The following is a 16,970-nucleotide window of genomic DNA, read 5'->3' as shown; positions in this document are numbered from 1 at the left end:
CATTTTCCTCTCCTATTCGCGGGCAGATCGTGCGGGGGACAACCGCACGCGCTTGGCGTGTGCGCCATGACCCAGCAGGGGGAACGCCTCAAGCCGATCGGCTTCTGGAGCTATGCGCGGCAGGATGACGAAGCATCGGATGGGCGCCTCAGCCGCCTGAGGGCGCAATTGTCCAGCGAGTTGCAGCAGATGTATGGCCGTGACCGCGTCCAGCTTTGGCAGGATGTGGCGGCGATCCCTCCGGGCACCGAGTGGGAGACCGCTATCGACGAGGCAATCGCCCAATCGACCTTTCTGATCCCGCTGATCACCCCGGCTTTCGTCGAGAGCGAGTATTGCTGCAAGGAAGTTGCGAAATTCCTGGAGCGTGAGGCGCAGATCAACGCAGCCTATCCCGAACTCAAGGGGCAGCGCCGGATATTCCCGATCGTCTATATTGATGCCGACCAAAGCGACCCTTTCGATCCGGCCACGATTGCCTGTCTGAGCAAGCTGCAATTCGTCGACTTTCGCAAGCTGCGTGAGGATGACGATCCTCAGCAGATCCGCAAGGCATTGGTGCGTTTGTCAGGCGAGATCGCCCGACTGTTGAAAGTCAAGGTTCGCCGCGCGTTGACCGCAGAGGAGCTTGCGCAGATCCGGCTCGACGAACAGGCAGCGCTGCGTGAAGCGGAGCGGTTCGAAGCCGAGCGCGCGGCCGAAATGCAGCGTGCGCGCGAAGAGCAGCGGCAGCGCCACGCCGCGCAGCAAGCCGCCAGAGCCGAGAAGCAGCGTCAGCGCGCCGACCGCCTCGCGGGCCTGCGCGCCTACTTCGACACCCACCGCAACAATTTTCTGGGGTTGGCCATGACCATTGTGACCGCCGCGATCATTCTGGCAGTTGTCCAGATCACCGCCGATCCCGTCCCAGCGACAGGTTCGCCGACCCTGGACGATCTCGAAACGCCTTATGGTGTCGCCGGCACGCCCAGCGAAGAATTGCCCGGCGCATGGCTGATCGGGACCTGGGCGATCAAGAATGAGGCTGTCACGTGGTGCAGCCATGACATCATCGTGAGCCGCGGGATGGCGGACGATCAGCTTTTTTTCGAGTTTCCAGCTGACGAAAGTCGCAATGGCGGTGATACGATCGTCAGCGCGCGCGGCAATACGCTTGAGACCTCCGGGTACACTTACACGCGGCTTCTCAACGGCAATGTCGAGATGCAAGGCAAGAAAGACAGAAAAAACAGGGCGGAGCTGATCAAATGCGCTTCCTGATCCTTGTCCTTGCGGCGGTTCTGGCCGCGATGGCCCCTTCCCAGGCTTCGGCACAGGCCGAGGACTGCGAGAACACCAAAACCTGTTCCACCCTCGCCCCGAAGAAATCCCCAGCGACTAAACCGCGCCAGGAAAGGCCGCCCAGCCGGTGTGACCGGATGTGGAGCGACACGCGGCAGGACGCCAGTATAACGACCCTGACCAGCTTCTATTTCGAATGCAGTGAGCACAACAAAGCCGACGATGCCCTGGTGCAGGCCGTTGCGATGCGCTGCGATGCTCTCTGGGATGCGGCCACGGCGGATGGCACGGTTTCTGCGCTGCGTGACTTTGTCAGGGAATGTCCCGATCACCAGAAGGCCTACGTAGCCAACGCGAGCATCAAGATTGATGATGAGAATCGGAAAGTGCTCGAAGCCCAGTGTGAAGGGCAATGGCAGCAACTCCAGTTCACCGTCACGCTCGACAATATGCGGCTGTTCCTGAGCCATTGCGATGGCACCAAGAACTCCAAGATCGCCCGCATTTACGCCAGCGAAATGGAAACGCGCCCGCTGTTCTTCCAAAAGGTTCCGCCGCCCAGCAGTGCAGTGCCGCGCTCTGGGCTGTCAGGCTTCAACTTCGCCTATGCCGACAAGTGCGACCGGGGCGAGGGCGGGGCGTGTGCGGCGCTCGCGCACGCCTTCCGAGAAGGCAGCCGCGCGCCCAAGAACAATCTGTGGGCCTTTGCGCTGATGGTGCGGGCGTGCAGCAACAATTACCCCGATGCCTGCGGGACGGTGGCCGATCATCTCAAGTATCCCGATGTCGTGCAGGGCGTGGTGGTGCGCGATTTCGCCCGCGCGGCGATCATTGCCCGCTTTGGCTGCGACCGGGGCGGGCTCTACGCCTGCCTCGAATATGCCAAAGCCTATGAATTCGGGCTGGGCGTGGGCCGCAACATCAATTCGGCCGTCGCACTGTATGAGCGCAGCTGTGCCTTTGGCCAGTCCAATGGCATCGCTTTTGGTTGCTATTATGCGGCGCGGATCTGGCAGGAGGGGCGTGAGGGGGTCGAGCCTGACCCGGTGCGCGCCCAGCGGTTGGTTGACGCCGGACTTCAGCTCGATCCGGAAAACAGTTACCTGAACGATCTCAGCGCTAAGTTCGACTGACGCGGTCTCTGGCTCCGGCGCAGGCGAAGGCCACCGCGGCGCGGTCCTTTTCGCGCGCGGTCTCGTCCAGTTCGGCCCATGGCCGCAGATCGGGATGGAGGCGGCGGTCATTGTCGCGCGGGCCATCACCGGCAGGCGCCCAGCCGGCCAGCAGCCGCTCGGCACACCAGCGCTTGTGTTCAGCCTCGGCCAGCGCTTCGACGAGTGCCTCGCCGGCAAGGCCGCTGGTGGCGGCATCCCACAGCTTGATTGCGCGGTGATCGGCAGCCGCGCGGTTGGCGGCGATGTAGGTCTCGGGAAGATCCTGCCACCGCCCACTGGCCGGCACCGTGCCGCCGCCGCCGAATTCGCGATCATAGGCGAGGTGGATTTCAGCGGCCGCCCGGTCAGCCTCGCGCTGGCACAGCGCCTCGAGCGTGATGCCCACGCCGGGGGTGATCGGCGGGAGAAAGGCGAGCGCGGCGGTATCGAAGAGCGGGGTGATCGCCCGCGCCGTGTCGAGGATCGCCTGCACCGGCGGCACCGCCGAGTGCGCCTGTCGCAAGGCCGCGGCGAGCACGAAGGCCTGCGCTACGGTCTCGTCTGCCTCCCCGTAATCGACAAGGTGGCAGGTGACCTGCGTATCGGCAATTGCGGCCTCGGGGCTGATCATCTGCGCAGCAGGGGCGTCCGCGCCAGCGCCATAGGCCGCTGCCGCGTGACAGGTGAGGCCGAGGAGCGGTTCGGGCAGGGTGACGGCATCCGGGCTTCCCACCCACAGGATGCGCGGCGCGCCAAGCCGGGCCGACCAGAACTGCCTGAGCGCGATCTCGGCCGCCCATACCAGCGCATCGCTCATCCCCCACAGGCACAACGTCACCCGGCTCTGCCGCTGCGCCAACGCGCGCTCGGCCAGTCCCGGTCCGGCGAGGGCCGCGCGAATTGCGGCGGCCCCCAGCGCGTGAGGCCGCAACCTCTGGCGTGCGCCGAGCATCAGGTCGGGCGATTGCAACATCGCGTGCTGGAGCGCGGCGGATTCGACCCTGAGGTTGATCTCGGCGACGTCGAGCGCGACCGGCGAGGCTCTGAGGCGGATAGCCTCGGCGATGTTGTCGGCTTCGCTCGGCTGCCATACGGCCAGCGCCCCGGCATGGCGGGCAAGGGCATCTTCCGGCGCCATTCCGATCACGCCGCTTGCAGCAAGCATAGCCCAGCGGTCATCATCCTCGGCATCGAGCGACGGGTCGACGAGGACAACGACAGCGCCCGCCATGCTGGTATTGCGTGCGAGCGCATCGGCGCTTGCGTCGGCACCGATGACAAGGCTGTGACCGCGCGCCCGGTGCCTTGCCAGCCAGCGCGCCAGCCACAGCAGCAACCGCTGGCGCATCAGCCAGAACAGGCTGATGAGCGGGATCAGCGGCCCCGTCAGCCGCGCGATGGCCTGCGGCAGGGTCAGCGTGTCAACCTGAGCGAGCAGGCCTTGCGGGACAAGGTAGAGGAACGGCGCATAGGCGTAATCGGTCGCCTGCCAGAGCGTCAAAGGCGTGCCGGCTGCGCGGTGCAATCCGGCGGTGTGCCACCACGCGCAGACTGCCGTCACAAGGATCAACCCGCCCATCAGCGCGAGCCGCGGCCAGCGCAGCGGTGCAAAGGCGCTGCGGACGCACCAGCGGGCAAGGCGAGCAGCGCGGTTGGGTGCGGTCGTCATGGTTCGGCTTTCAGTGGTAATGCATCGCGGCGCGGTTATCCATCGCCATCACCGCCGCCGTCGGCCCCATCGGCCCTATCCCAGTACGATCGGCCGGGCGGCATAGGCAAAGCGCCAGTCGGCGAGGTCTTCGTCGAGCACGGCCTGGGTATCGAGCAGCACGTCGAGAAGCGGCTCGAACAGCGGAGGCTGGCCGGCGCAGGCTTGCTGCTTGCAGCCCTCTGCCACCGCTTCGATCTGGCGGGCTCGGCGGGACAGAGCCTTGAGCGCGGTCGCGGTATCTTTCGATCGCATCGCGAAGCGCTCGAAATCGCCCTGGAAGCGGATGCCGGCTGCCGCAGCGGCAAGGGCGGGCAGCACCGCGCCCGAAAAGGCCGCAACATAGCCGATCACATTCTTGAGCGTGTAAAGCAGCGAAGGGTCTGCAATCAGCCCCAGCTTGTAGCCTGCCCACAGCACCATGAACCCGACACTGAAACCGGCGGCCCACTGGATCGCCCGGAGGCTGAAGGTGTCGAGCCGATGATTGAGCGCTTCGAGCCGCTGGTGGTTGATGTCGTGATAGACGTGCTGATCGTCGATCACCGCCTGCGCGGCGCGGGCAAGCGCGGCAATCCGCGGCGGGGTGATCGCCGCGTGCCGGCTGCCGCCTTCCTCGTCGCCGGGGAGTTCGGGCAGAGCGGCGATGGCATTGGCAAAATGCGGCGCCCATACTGTGCGCGGGCCGTGGTGCCCCTCATGCGCGGTGTGCGCGTCATCCGGTGCCGCCTCGATCGGACGACGGCCCGAGAAACCGACCCACGCGAGCAATTGCCCGCTGCGCTGGCTCTCGGCGATCAGGCGTGCATCCATCCAGCGCTGGTGGGTGTCCTGTGATCGGGGGAACAGCCGCGCAAGTCCCCGCCGCCGCGCAGGCTGGCCGACCGGATCATCGGCACGGGTCTTGAGATAGGTATAGGTGGCGGTGCCGACGAGGTAGAGCTCAAGCATCACCAGCGCCGGCTTTGCCCACGGCGGAGACTCCAGCAAAAAGGCGGAAAGCACCGCGCAGGTCACGGCCAGCGGCGCGAGCATGAAGATCCATACATAGGCCGAGCGGTACTGGTTGCTCAGCCGGGTGGCGAGCGCGTCGGCGTGTTCGGCATGGTCGAGCAGCGGCGCGGCATTGGCGGTGCCCGGCGTGTCCCGCGCGATGCCGAAGCCGAAGGGGTAAAGCAGCACGCTGCGCCAGATGCCGAGCCCCCGGTCACCGCCCCTGTCGCGCCGGGCGATTTGCAGTGGCCAGCTCCGCAACGGGACGGGCGAGGCACCGGCCGCCTCTTGCTCGGCCGATCGGGCCCGAACCGCCCGGCGCGGCCAGCGCAGCATCAGGTAGAGCATGAGCGCATAGGCACGATAGGTGTCGCCCGGCACCGGCGGTTCGCCCATGCGGGCTGCCGCACTGGTGCTCCAGCGCCGGGTGGGACGTTCCTCGAGGAACCGCGCAATGCAAGTGGCCCGGGCCGGGGAATGGCCCAGCATCACCTGCCGGGCTGCATGAGCGACAGCCAGCCCCGGCCCGGCATCGCCAGGTTCATCGCCATTGCGCTCGCTCGCCAGGGGCAGGGCGCGCACCACATCGCTCGCGGTGCCTGCGTCGCGGCACTGATCGGGCATCAGGCTGCGCACGGCCCCTTGTGCACGGGGCACAATCCACACCACCGGCACGCCGCTCTGCAAGGCTTCGGTGACGACATCGGCCGTCCCGCCGCGACCGCGAGGGGGATGCCCGTCCCACAGCGCGATCATCAGATCAGCGCGTCGCACCAGCATCTGCCCGATGGTGGCGAAGCGGCGCGATTGCCATGCATCGTCGGCCACCTTGACCCCGCTCGGCTGCCAGTCCGCCAGTTCGAGCACGCGCGCGGCTTTGTCAGCCAGCTCACCGATCCCTGCCACCGCACCCGCAATCTCGTCGGGCGCGAGTTCGGTTTGCTTGCCCGCCTGCCGTTCCGCATTGCGCTTGTCGAGCGCGGCGCGCGCGGCCGCTTGCGCCACGGGAATGGCAAAAGGCAGGATCGCTTCGAGCTGCCACCCTTGCGCCGCGCGTTCCGGCAGGACCGCGGCGCGCGCGCCAATCTGGTCGGCCCCCGGAGCGAGAGCCGACACGAAGCGCAGCGATACGGCCCGCGGTTGGTCGAGCGGACTGTCGGCCTGCTCATCCTTCAGGGTGCCGGCGACCTCAGCCAGCACGCTGTCCACCGCGGCGATCAGCGCCGGGTGATCGCCTGCCGGGATATCCTGATGACCGGTAATCGCGACTGTAAAGACCAGCGGCGGCAGCGGCGCATGATCGGAGGCGCTCATGGGCGGCCGCCCAGCACTTGCGCCACACGGAACCCGACCCAAGGATGCTGCCTCACCACAAAGCCCCTCGTACGCCGCGCCCGCCCCCTGCGGCCGCACGATTCGCGTGCGAGGCATTGTGCGGTGTCACCGGGTCGTGGGCAACCCGTGGCTAACGGGTCGTCGCGCTCAGGTGTGCCAAGCGCCATCGACCCGCCGCAGCACGCTGCTCGGCCCGTCGAGGAGCCCCTTGGGCAGCAGCGCAGCGGGCATATCCTGATAGCTGACGGGCCGCAAAAAGCGGTCGATCGCCAGCGTGCCCACCGATGTGCTGCGTCCATCCGAGGTCGCGGGAAACGGCCCGCCGTGCACCATCGCGTGGGTCACTTCGACACCGGTCGGCCAGGCATTGGCAATGATCCGTCCGGCACGGTTTTCAAGGATCGGGATCAGCGCGCGTGCCGCCTCGTAATCTGCGGGCGCCATGTGGAGGGTGGCGGTGAGCTGGCCCTCCATCTCGGCAAGGATCGCGGCAACTTCCTCGAGATCAGCGCAGGTGACGATGATCGAAGAGGGGCCGAACACTTCGTGCCCCAATGCCGGGTTGGCGCGGAAGTCCGCCCCGCTGACCGCGAAGACCTGCGCCTGGGCGCAATGGGCCGCCCCCTCGGCCCCGGTGCCCACCAGTGCCGCGCCGTGATCGGCGATGGCATTGATGCCCTTGGCAAAGGCGCTCTTGATCCCCTGTGTCAGCATGGTCTGCGCGGGGATCGCAGCGAGCGCCTCGCCCACTTTCGCGATGAAGCGTTCGGTCGCTTCGCTCTTCACGGTCAGGAGAATACCCGGATTGGTGCAGAACTGCCCGGCGCCCAGCGACAGCGAGCCGACATAGGCCGCCGCGAGCGCCTCGGCGGCTTCCGCCATGCGGGTGGGCATCAGCACCACCGGATTGACGCTGCTCATTTCGGCATAGACCGGGATCGGCACCGGGCGCGCGGCGGCATGGCCCATCAGGGCAAGGCCGCCAGCGCGCGAGCCGGTAAAGCCGACCGCGGCGATACGCGGGTCTTTCACCAAGGCCTCGCCCAGTGCATTGTCAGTGCCGTTCACCAGGCTGAACACGCCGTCTGGCAGCCCCGCCTCACGCACGCTCTCGAGGATCGCGCCGGCGACCAGCTCGGAGGTGCCGGGGTGCGCGGGGTGGCCCTTGACCACCACACAGCATCCCGCCGCAAGCGCCGAGGCGGTGTCCCCGCCAGCGACCGAGAAGGCCAGCGGGAAGTTCGATGCGCCGAACACGGCCACGGGGCCGACGGGGATCTTGCGCATCCTGAGGTCAGCCTTGGGCAGCGGCGCACGGTCTGGTTGCGCGTGGTCGATCCTGAGGCCTTGCCACGCTCCATTCTCGACCTCTTCGGCGAACAGGCGCAACTGGCCCACGGTGCGACCGCGCTCGCCATTGAGGCGCGCCTCGGGCAAGCCGCTTTCCAGCATGGCGCGCTGGGTCAGGCTGTCGCCCAGAGCGTCGATCTTGTCAGCCATCAGCCGCAGGAAGGCGGCGCGCTCTGACAGGGGGAGGGCGGCATAGACCGGTTGCGCCGCCGCTGCTGCCGCGCAGGCGTCCGCGACGTCCTCGCCGCTGGCCTGAGCAAACGGCGGTTCGAGCGTCGCCCCGCTCGCCGCCTCGACCGCGGTGAAATGCGCGGCCCCATCGCGCCATGCGCCCGCCACAAGGTTTCTGCCCGTCAACATTGCCACTCTCCTGAACTGTGCGAATCCGAACTGTGAAAACGCCGCTTGCCAAGCCGCGTTTTTCGGTCAAAGGTAGCGCTACCATAAATGGTGCGGGTTGCAACCACGCAGCCGGGGAGAGGGATCTTGGACAACACACGGGGCGGCGCCAACATGGCGCTGATTTCCGCGATCGTCGCGGTGGCGACCATTGGCGGATTGCTGTTCGGCTATGATAGCGGTGCGGTTAACGGGACGCAGGCGGGGCTCAAGCAGGCCTTCGCGCTCGATGATGCGGGGTTGGGCTTCACCGTCGGCTCGCTGCTGATCGGCTGCGCGGCGGGCGCGTTTCTGGCTGGACGGCTGGCCGATGCACTGGGCCGCAAGCGCGTGATGGTGATCGCAGCGCTGCTGTTCCTCGTCGGTGCGATCGTGCAAGGCGAAACCGACAGCCACACGCTGTTCGTGATCGCGCGCTTTGCAGGCGGCATGGCGGTGGGTGCGGCCTCGGTGCTCTCGCCGCTGTACATCTCGGAAGTGGCCCCGGCCAAGATCCGCGGAAGGCTGACCACGGTGCAGCAGGTGATGATCATCACCGGGCTGACGGCGGCCTTTCTCGTCAACTATTTCCTCGCACAGGCGGCAGGGGATTCGCTGGGCGACGTGGCCGGGATGCCGGCCTGGCGCTGGATGTATCTGGCGCAGGCCGCGCCCGCAGCGGTGTTTCTGGTGGCTTTGCTCTTCATTCCGGAAAGCCCGCGCTATCTCGTCAACCGGGGCCGCGAGGACGAAGCGCGCAAGGTGCTGACCCGCCTGTTCGGCGCGGAGGAGGCAGACCGCAAGGTCGGCGAAATCCGCGATTCCTTCGCGGGCGACCACCGTCCGCGCCTGTCCGATGTGCTGGCGAAGGGCACGATCTTCCGCCCGATCGTGTGGGCGGGCATCTTGCTTGCGACCTTCCAGCAATTCGTCGGGATCAACGTGATCTTCTACTACGGCGAGACGCTGTGGCGGCTGGCGGGGGTTTCGGAGGAGGTGGCGCTCGAACGCAACATCATCTCCGGCCTTGCCTCGATTGCGGCGGTGTTTGCGGCCCTGTTGCTGATCGACCGGATCGGGCGCAAGCCGCTGCTGCTGATCGGCTCGGCAGGGATGGCGGCGACGCTCGGGGCGATGACTTACGCCTTCTCTGGTGCAGGCAGCGATGCGGCGGGCAACCTCGTTCTCAGCGAAAGCGCAGGCTGGATCGCGCTGATCGCTGCCAATCTCTACGTCATCTTCTTCAACTTCAGTTGGGGGCCGGTGATGTGGGTAATGCTGGGCGAGATGTTCCCCAACCAGATGCGCGGATCGGCGCTCGCGGTGGCGGGGCTTGCGCAGTGGGGCGCAAACTATGCCGTGGTGCAGACCTTCCCCGGCATGGCGAGCGGCCTTGGTCTTGCGCCGACCTACCTGTTCTACACCATCAGCGCCGCGATCAGCTTTGTGCTCGTGAGCAAGTTCATCACCGAAACCAAGGGCAAGGAGCTGGAGGAGATGGTCGGCTGACGCGCCCGGTGGTAGCTTGGAGGGTATGATGGGAGAGGCACCTCAGCCGTTGCGCGTTGTCGTCCTTGGTGGCGGCACGGCCGGATGGATGACGGCGGCGGGGATCGCAAAGCTGCTCCCCGGGATCGCCTCGGTCGCGCTGGTCGAAAGCGAGGAGATCGGCATTGTCGGGGTGGGGGAGGCCACGCTGCCCCACATCCGCGGTTTCGTCGAAAAGCTCGGGATCGACGAGGCGGCGTTCATGAAGGCCACCCATGCGACCTACAAGCTGGGGATCGACTTCCGCGATTTCGGGCGGATCGGGGAAAGCTACATCCACCCCTTCGGCTCCTTCGGCGAGGAGGTGCAGGGGGTGGGCTTTCACCACTGGTGGCTGGAACTGGCGCGGCATGGGCTGGCGCGGGATATCGGGGACTATTCGCTGGCGGTCGCCGCTGCCAAGGCCAACCGCTTCCGCCCGCCCGCGACGGGCGATGGTCTCGCCTCGACCTATGGCTATGCCTACCAGTTCGACGCAACCTTGTTTGGCCCCTTCATGCGGGATTTTGCCCGAGAGGTGGGGGTCGAACGGCACGAGGGGCGCGTTGTCAGTGTCGAGCGCGACGCGCAGAGTGGCGATGTGGTCGCCCTGGTGCTGGCCGATGGGCGGCGGATCATGGGCGATCTGTTCGTCGATTGCTCGGGCTTCCGCTCGATCCTGCTCGGGCAGGAATTGGGCGAGGCGTGGGAGGACTGGACGCACTGGCTGCCCTGCGACCGCGCCGCCGCCATGCCCTGCACCCACGCCACGCCAGACCTGCGCCCCTACACCACCGCCACCGCCATGCCCGCCGGATGGCGCTGGCAGATCCCGCTCCAGCACCGCATGGGCAACGGCTATGTCTTCTCCTCGGCGCACATCTCCGAGGAGCAGGCCTGCGAGGCGATCATCGCGAGCGCGGAGGGGAGGCCACTGGCCGATCCGCGCATCCTCAAGTTTCGCCCCGGCAGGCGCGCGCGATCGTGGAGCCACAATGTCATCGGCGTCGGGCTGGCGAGCGGATTTCTCGAACCGCTTGAATCGACCTCGATCTATCTGGCGCAAATGGCGATCACCTATTTGATCGAGCTGTTTCCGGTGGGCGGCACCATCGACCCGCGCGACCGGGATGAATTCAACCGGCTGGTCGACATGGAATATGACCGGGTGCGCGACTTCCTGATCCTCCACTACCACGCCACCACCCGCGACGATTCCGAGTTCTGGAACCATGTGCGCACGATGCAGGTGCCAGACAGTTTGGCGGGCAAGCTCGAGCTGTGGCGCAAGGCGGCGCGGATCGAGAAATACTCCGATGGCCTGTTCTACGATGCCAGCTGGATTGCGGTCTATCTCGGGCAAGGGATGCTGCCGGAGGCGCATGATCCCCGCACCGCGATGATCGCGCCGGATGCGCTCGCCCGCGCCACCGAACGTCTGCGGATGGCGGTGACGGGCGAGGTCGCGACCATGCCCGGCCACCGTGATTTCCTGATGCGCGAGGCCGCGCGGCTCGCAGAGGCGGCATGAGCGCTGCGCGCGAGCCCTTGCGCCGCGTGGCGGTGGTCGGCGGCGGGCCGGTCGGCATTCTTGCCGCGATCGCGCTGCGCCGCGCATTGCCTGGGTGCGAGGTGGTGGTCGTGGGCACCCCGACCAGCCCCGCCGCCTTCGCCGACACCTCGGCGACCGCCTTGCCCTTCACCAACAAGCTGCACGACCGGTTGGGCCTCGCCGAGAGTGACGTCGTGCGCGAGGCGGGTGGTTCCTATCGCCTTGTCACGCGGTTTGCCGGATGGGGCGGAGCGGGGCAGGCGGGCACGCTGGCCTATGGCGAGGTGCTCGATCCAGCCTTGAAGACCGCTTTCGCGCGCGACTGGGGCCGGGTGCGATTGCCGGGCGAGGGCGCGCCGGCCGCTGGCAGCCTTGCCGAGGCGCTTGCCGAGCAGGGCCGCTTCGCCCCGCCGCCTCCGGGCGAGCTGACACCGATTTCAGCGGTCGATTACGCCCTGCGCTGGCACCCCGCGGCCTACCGCGCACTGCTGATCCGGCACGCCGAGGCACTGGGCGTCGGCTACGTGCAAGGCACGCTTGATCGGGTGGAGATGGGCTCCGGTGAGGATGTCGCCGCGATCGGCCTTGCCGGGCAGGGGATGATCGCGGCTGATCTTTTCCTCGATTGCAGCGGACCGCAAGCGAGCCTTCTTGCCGCGCATCCCGCTTTCGCTTTCACCGACTGGTCGGCAAGCCTGCCGACGCGCCACATCTACCGCGCCTCGCCCGCAGCGCCCGTGCTGGCGCTTGAAGACCGTCTGACGCTCACCGAGGCAGGCTGGGTGAGCGAGGTTGCAGGGCGCGACGGGGTGCATCGGATGCTGGGCACACCAGCGCCCTTGCCAGTGGAGGCGGTGACGGCGCTGCTCGGGGCCGTGCCCAACGCCGTGATCGCTCTGACACCGGGGCGCGCTGCGGCGCCTTGGCTCGGCAATGTCGTTGCGCTGGGCGATGCTGCGGCGCGGTTCGAGCCGCTTGGGCCGTACCACCTCGATTTGGCGCATCGCCAGTTGGCGCTGCTGCTGGAGATGCTGCCGGGGCGCGCGATCACGCCCCATGAGCGGGCCGAATACAACCGCCGCTCGGTGCTGATGATGGAAGGCGTGCACGAGCTTCTGGCGTTCCACTTTGCCGGAATCGCAGCGCAGCGCATCTTTGGCGCGAGGGAACTGCCGGGGCGCGTCGGGGAGGTGATCGACCAGTTCCTGCGGCGCGGGCGCATCCCGTTCCGCGAGGAAGCACCGCTGCTTTCGCAGGAGCAGTTCGCGCTGCTGGTCGCGCTCGGTTGGAGCCCGGGACTGCCGCCTGTCGCGCTGTGCGCCGGTGCCGCAGACGAGGCGCACGCCCGGTCGGTCTTTGCCAATGATGTCCGCGCTGCACTCGCCTTTGCCCCGCCTTACGCGCAGTGGCTTGCACAGGCTGTCAGTTCAGCACCTGCCGGATGAAATCGCGCATCGCCGCGAAATTTTCGCGCGTTGGCGGGCCGAGTATTCCCCGCGCGCTCTCCGGCAAATGCGCGCCCGGATCGCCCGCGGCACCAAACACATAGTAATCGAGCAAGCCTCGCCACACCGCCCGCTGGTCTTCGGGCATATGCCGGAAGGCGTACATCGCGTGCATCAGCGCGTCATAGGGGCTGCCGATCCCCGCAGGGTTGCCCGGCGCCCACCAGTAATTGACGAGGATGCTGACCGGTTCGAGCGAATCCACCCCGTGCCACCAGCCATAGGGGATGTAGATCGCATCCCCCGGCAGCAGCGTTGCAGCCTGCGCCACCTGCGCTGCTGCGGCAAAGTCGGGAAAGCGGGCAAGATCGGGCGCGTGTGGATCAACCATGCTGACCGGCACGCCGGCCGGGGTCAGTTCGAATGGGCCGGGATAGAGCGCGGCGGTCTGATCGGGCGGGTAGATCGTGAAGCGCCGCCGCCCGGCGACACAGCACGCGACATTGGCCTTGGCATCCCAATGCGTGCCGACCTTGATGCGGTTGCCGATCCAGATCCGCGCGGGCACGTCGGGCAGCAACGCCAGCGGGTTCTCACGCGCGAAGGCGGGGAGCAGGTCGGCAATCATCTCCGATTGCACTGCCATCGCCGGCGGATCGGGCATCTGCGCTGCCGCCAGCAGATCGCGCAGGAAGGTCTCGAGCCGCCCCTGGCCGCGCACGAAATTGAGGTTGGCAAGATCCGGGGTGTAGAAAAACCGCCCCTGTTCGGACGGCGCAGCGGCGATCGCTCTGACGGGACGGCTGGTGGGTTCGCGGGTGAGATAGGCGATCATCGCCGCATCCCCCGCCTTGGCCGCCGCCACCGCAGGCCAATCGGCCACCAGCCCGCGCAACACCACCGGGCGGCCCTCGGCCTGAAGCGCGGCGAAGCCTGCCGCATCGAGCGGGCCGTGCAGTTCGCGGATCGGGGCAGGCGCGGGCAGGGTGGTCATGCGGTCAGGTGCTCGGCGGGCGCGATTGCCCCGCCGCCCGCTTTGAGGAATTCGTCCTGCATCGGCAAGCCCGCCGCGGCCTGCGCGATAACGGCGCGGATATGGCCAAGCCGCTGGCGGGTCTCGGCATCGTCCAGCATCCACGCCGCCGGATGATGCGCGCGCGGTGTCACGCCCTGGCTCAGCATAACGGAAAGCCAGCTATCCTCGGTGAACAGCTCGTTGTTCTCGCGGATGATCCGGCCCGAGGAACGGAACATTGCGAGCTTCTCGGCGAGGCCGTCAGGCGCTTCGAGGTTGCGGCAATAACGCCAGAACTCGGAATCATCGCGCTCGCTGGCGCGGTAGTGGAGCACCAGAAAGTCGCGAATGTTAAGGTATTCGCGCTCCGTCTCGGCGTTGAAGCGGTCGCGCTCCACGGCGCTGAAGCCGGTGTCGGGGAAGAGCGCAAGGAGCCGCGCAATGCCCGACTGCACCAGATGGATCGAGGTCGATTCGAGCGGTTCGAGGAAGCCTGCCGCAAGGCCGAGCGCCACCACGTTCTTCTCCCACGCCCGCGCCCGGTGCCCGGCCTTGAACGCCAAGTGATTGGGATCGGCGAGCGGCGTGCCGTCGAGGTTCGCCAGCAGCAGATCGGTCGCCGCCTGCCGGTCGATATGGGCAGACGAAAACACATGGCCGTTGCCGATCCGGTGCTGGAGCGGGATGCGCCATTGCCAGCCGGCCTGCCGCGCGGTGGAGCGGGTCAGCGGCTCGTTGCGGCCACCCAAGGTGCAAGGAATCGCGACCGCCGAATCGCACGGGAGCCACTTCGACCAGTCGGTAAAGGGCACGCCCAGCGCCTGCCCTAGCAGAAGCGAGCGGAAGCCCGAGCAGTCGATGAACAACTCGCCCGTCACCTGCCGCCCATCCTCCAGCGTCACGTTGGTGACGAAGCCGCTTTCCCCGTCCTGTTCCACCGCAACGATGCGGCCTTCGACCCGCACCGCGCCCGCATTCTCGGCGTAACCACGCAGGAAGCGGGCATAGCGGCCCGCATCGAACTGGAAGGCGTAGGACAGCTTCGATAGCGGCGATTTGGGCTGGTCGGGGCGCGGCCAGCCAAAACGGCCCATCTTGGCCGCGACCGCCGCGATCGAATAGTCGTCGATCCGCGCGGTCTCCCCCAGATTGGCGCCGCGCAGGAAAAAGTGCTGGAACTCGATCCCCAGCATATCGAGTCCGAAGCTGCCGAAAGGGTGGACATAGGCATGGCCAACCCGCAGCCAATCGACGAATTCGATGCCCAGTTTGTAGGTCGCGCGGGTCTCGCGCATGAACTGCATCTCGTCCAACCCGAGCAGGCGGTTGAAACCGATGATCTGCGGGATCGTCGCCTCGCCGACGCCGACCGTGCCGATTGCCTCACTCTCGACAAGCGTAACCGATAGGCCGGGCATCTGGCCCAGCACGCGCACCATTGCGGCGGCCGTCATCCACCCGGCGGTGCCGCCGCCGACGATGACGATTTTCGTGACGGGCGAAGGCGCGCTCATGCGGTCACCGGCTGCGGCGCATCGTGCCAGCTGCCTGACTGGCGCAGGAAGTCCTCGTGGGTCGGCAGCCGTGCGGCGACATCGGCATAGGCCGCGCGCATCTGCGCCATGGCGGCGGCGACCTTGTCGGGATCGAGCGTGTCGGCGATGGGGTCGTGGCTCTCGGGCCAGATGTTTTGCCCCAGCATCACCGCCACCCAGCTGGGCTGAGCGAAGAGCTCTGCATTCTCGCGGAACACGCGGCCCCGACGCTGCCACAGCGCGATCTTGTGGGCGAGGCTTTCGGGGATGTCCATGTTCTTGACATAGCGCCAGAATTCCGAGTCTTCGCGCTGCGTCGCCTTGTAGTGCAGGATCACGAAATCGCGCACGTCCTCATACAGGGCGTGCATCCCGCGGTTGTATTCCTCACGCTCCAGCGGGTTGATCGGGCTGTCGGGAAACAGCGCGAACAGGCGTTGCAGGCCGTTCTGGATCAGGTGGATCGAGGTCGATTCGAGCGGTTCGATGAAGCCTGACGACAGCCCCAGCGCGACGACATTGTGGTTCCACGCCTTGCGCCGCATCCCGGTGAGGAACCTCAAGGCACGCGGTTCGGCCAGAGGTTCGCTCTCAAGATTGGCGAGCAGGATGTCGCGCGCCTCGTCCTCGCCCATGAAGGCGCTGGAGAAGACGTGCCCGTTGCCGGTGCGGTGCTGCAAGGGGATGCGCCATTGCCAGCCTGCGGTGTGCGCCGCGGCGCGGGTGAAGGGATCGGGCGGGCCGGGCGAGCGGGTCGGCACGGCGAGCGCACGGTCCATCGGCAGCCAGCGGCTCCAGTCCTCGTAGCCGGTGCCCAACGCGCCTTCGATCAGCAGCCCACGAAAGCCCGAGCAGTCAATGAAGAGGTCGCCCGCGACGGTGGTGCCATTGGCAAGCGTGACGCTGGCGACATCGCCACTTTCGCCGTCGCGGGTGACGGCGGTGATCTCGCCCTCGATCCGGGTCACGCCCTGCCGGGTCGCAAGTCGGCGCAGATAGGCGGCATAGAGCCCCGCGTCGAAGTGATAGGCATAGGCGATCTCGCGCACCACCGACTGCGCGCCTGCCGCCGGACGCGCGAACTTGCCGCTTTGGGCTGCGGCGGTGCACATCGAATAGGCGCCGATGTCGCCTGCGCTCACCGTGCCGCCACGTCCATGCTCGCGCAGCCAGAGCTGGTGGAAGGCGATGCCGTGGAGGTCTTGCCCATAGGTGCCGAAGGGGTGGAAGTAGCGGTCGCCCTGCCGCCCCCAATTGACGAACTCGATCCCGAGCTTTGCCGTGCCACGCGTTTCGCGCAGGAATTCGGCTTCCGGGATGTCGAGCATCGCGTTGAAGCTGCGGATCGGCGGAATGGTCGCCTCGCCCACGCCGACCGTCCCGATGGCGTCGGATTCGATCAGGGTGACGGTGCGCTGGCCATCATTGAAAAAGCGCGACAGCGCGGCAGCCGCCATCCATCCGGCGGTGCCTCCGCCGACGATCACGACCCGCGCAAGGCGGTTCGCGTTACCGATACCATTGATCCCTCTCATCCTCCCGCAATCCTATCCTGTCCGGGCATTGTTGGCAAATTGCCACAGTATCCCTGCAAAAATGCGAAGACCTATTGTCAATCGGCTCAGCCACCGATAAGCCATGCTTCCACAAGAGGGCAAGCTATCTACGTATAAATGATAGCGCTAACATGGGGAGGG

11 protein-coding genes are annotated in these 16,970 nt (G+C 67.0%); 5 read left to right on the top strand and 6 right to left on the bottom strand.

What is annotated here, in order from left to right:
• The first annotated feature begins 66 nt into the window (after positions 1 to 66).
• Both PS060_RS01515 and PS060_RS01510 read left to right on the top strand, forming a co-directional pair.
• Positions 67 to 1,260: a toll/interleukin-1 receptor domain-containing protein gene (locus PS060_RS01515; protein WP_273984981.1), complete on the top strand. Its 1,194-nt coding sequence runs from the start codon at positions 67 to 69 to the stop codon at positions 1,258 to 1,260.
• Positions 1,248 to 2,414 carry a tetratricopeptide repeat protein gene (locus tag PS060_RS01510; RefSeq protein ID WP_273984980.1) on the top strand — a complete coding sequence of 389 codons (1,167 nt, stop codon included), beginning with the start codon at positions 1,248 to 1,250 and terminating at the stop codon, positions 2,412 to 2,414. Before PS060_RS01515 ends, PS060_RS01510 begins: the two co-directional genes overlap by 13 nt.
• On the opposite strand, the gene PS060_RS01505 is transcribed toward PS060_RS01510, so the two are convergent.
• The 3 genes from PS060_RS01505 to PS060_RS01495 all read right to left on the bottom strand — a co-directional run bounded on the left by PS060_RS01505 (position 2,401) and on the right by PS060_RS01495 (position 8,181).
• On the bottom strand, positions 2,401 to 4,104 hold the full coding sequence (locus PS060_RS01505) for a RyR domain-containing protein (RefSeq protein WP_273984979.1): 1,704 nt from the start codon (positions 4,102 to 4,104) through the stop codon (positions 2,401 to 2,403). The genes PS060_RS01510 and PS060_RS01505 overlap by 14 nt on opposite strands.
• Before the next feature lie 75 nt (positions 4,105 to 4,179).
• Positions 4,180 to 6,450, bottom strand: a complete 2,271-nt coding sequence (locus tag PS060_RS01500) for a hypothetical protein (protein WP_273984978.1) — start codon at positions 6,448 to 6,450, stop codon at positions 4,180 to 4,182.
• Between the two features lie 168 nt (positions 6,451 to 6,618).
• Positions 6,619 to 8,181 (bottom strand): aldehyde dehydrogenase (NADP(+)), encoded by a 1,563-nt coding sequence (locus PS060_RS01495; RefSeq protein ID WP_273984977.1) that lies wholly within the window; start codon positions 8,179 to 8,181, stop codon positions 6,619 to 6,621.
• Positions 8,182 to 8,304: 123 nt separating this feature from the next.
• Between PS060_RS01495 and PS060_RS01490 the strand changes: the two genes are divergently transcribed.
• Genes PS060_RS01490 through PS060_RS01480 form a run of 3 tightly spaced genes read left to right on the top strand, consistent with a single transcriptional unit; the run spans position 8,305 to position 12,723 of the window.
• Positions 8,305 to 9,708 (top strand): sugar porter family MFS transporter, encoded by a 1,404-nt coding sequence (locus PS060_RS01490; RefSeq protein ID WP_443112428.1) that lies wholly within the window; start codon positions 8,305 to 8,307, stop codon positions 9,706 to 9,708.
• 25 nt (positions 9,709 to 9,733) lie between these two features.
• The gene (locus PS060_RS01485; protein WP_443112396.1) at positions 9,734 to 11,257 is read left to right on the top strand and encodes a tryptophan halogenase family protein; all 1,524 of its coding nucleotides are present in this window, start codon (positions 9,734 to 9,736) and stop codon (positions 11,255 to 11,257) included.
• On the top strand, positions 11,254 to 12,723 hold the full coding sequence (locus tag PS060_RS01480; protein ID WP_273984975.1) for a tryptophan 7-halogenase: 1,470 nt from the start codon (positions 11,254 to 11,256) through the stop codon (positions 12,721 to 12,723). The genes PS060_RS01485 and PS060_RS01480 overlap by 4 nt, the downstream gene beginning before the upstream one ends.
• Here PS060_RS01480 and PS060_RS01475 read toward each other — a convergent pair.
• The 3 genes from PS060_RS01475 to PS060_RS01465 are packed head-to-tail and all read right to left on the bottom strand — an operon-like array spanning position 12,701 to position 16,808.
• Positions 12,701 to 13,717 (bottom strand): cupin-like domain-containing protein, encoded by a 1,017-nt coding sequence (locus tag PS060_RS01475; RefSeq protein ID WP_273984974.1) that lies wholly within the window; start codon positions 13,715 to 13,717, stop codon positions 12,701 to 12,703. The genes PS060_RS01480 and PS060_RS01475 overlap by 23 nt on opposite strands.
• Complete coding sequence (locus tag PS060_RS01470; RefSeq protein WP_273984973.1) at positions 13,714 to 15,252, bottom strand: tryptophan halogenase family protein; 1,539 nt, start codon at positions 15,250 to 15,252, stop codon at positions 13,714 to 13,716. Before PS060_RS01470 ends, PS060_RS01475 begins: the two co-directional genes overlap by 4 nt.
• A complete protein-coding gene (locus PS060_RS01465; protein ID WP_273984972.1) occupies positions 15,249 to 16,808 on the bottom strand; it encodes a tryptophan halogenase family protein in 1,560 nt (519 codons plus the stop codon). Before PS060_RS01465 ends, PS060_RS01470 begins: the two co-directional genes overlap by 4 nt.
• Positions 16,809 to 16,970: the final 162 nt, after the last annotated feature.

It is taken from the genome of Erythrobacter sp. BLCC-B19 (assembly GCF_028621955.1).
In the GTDB taxonomy this organism is placed as follows: domain Bacteria; phylum Pseudomonadota; class Alphaproteobacteria; order Sphingomonadales; family Sphingomonadaceae; genus Erythrobacter.
Note: the sequence above shows the minus strand (reverse complement) of the source record. Positions and strands in the feature narration are given on the sequence as shown.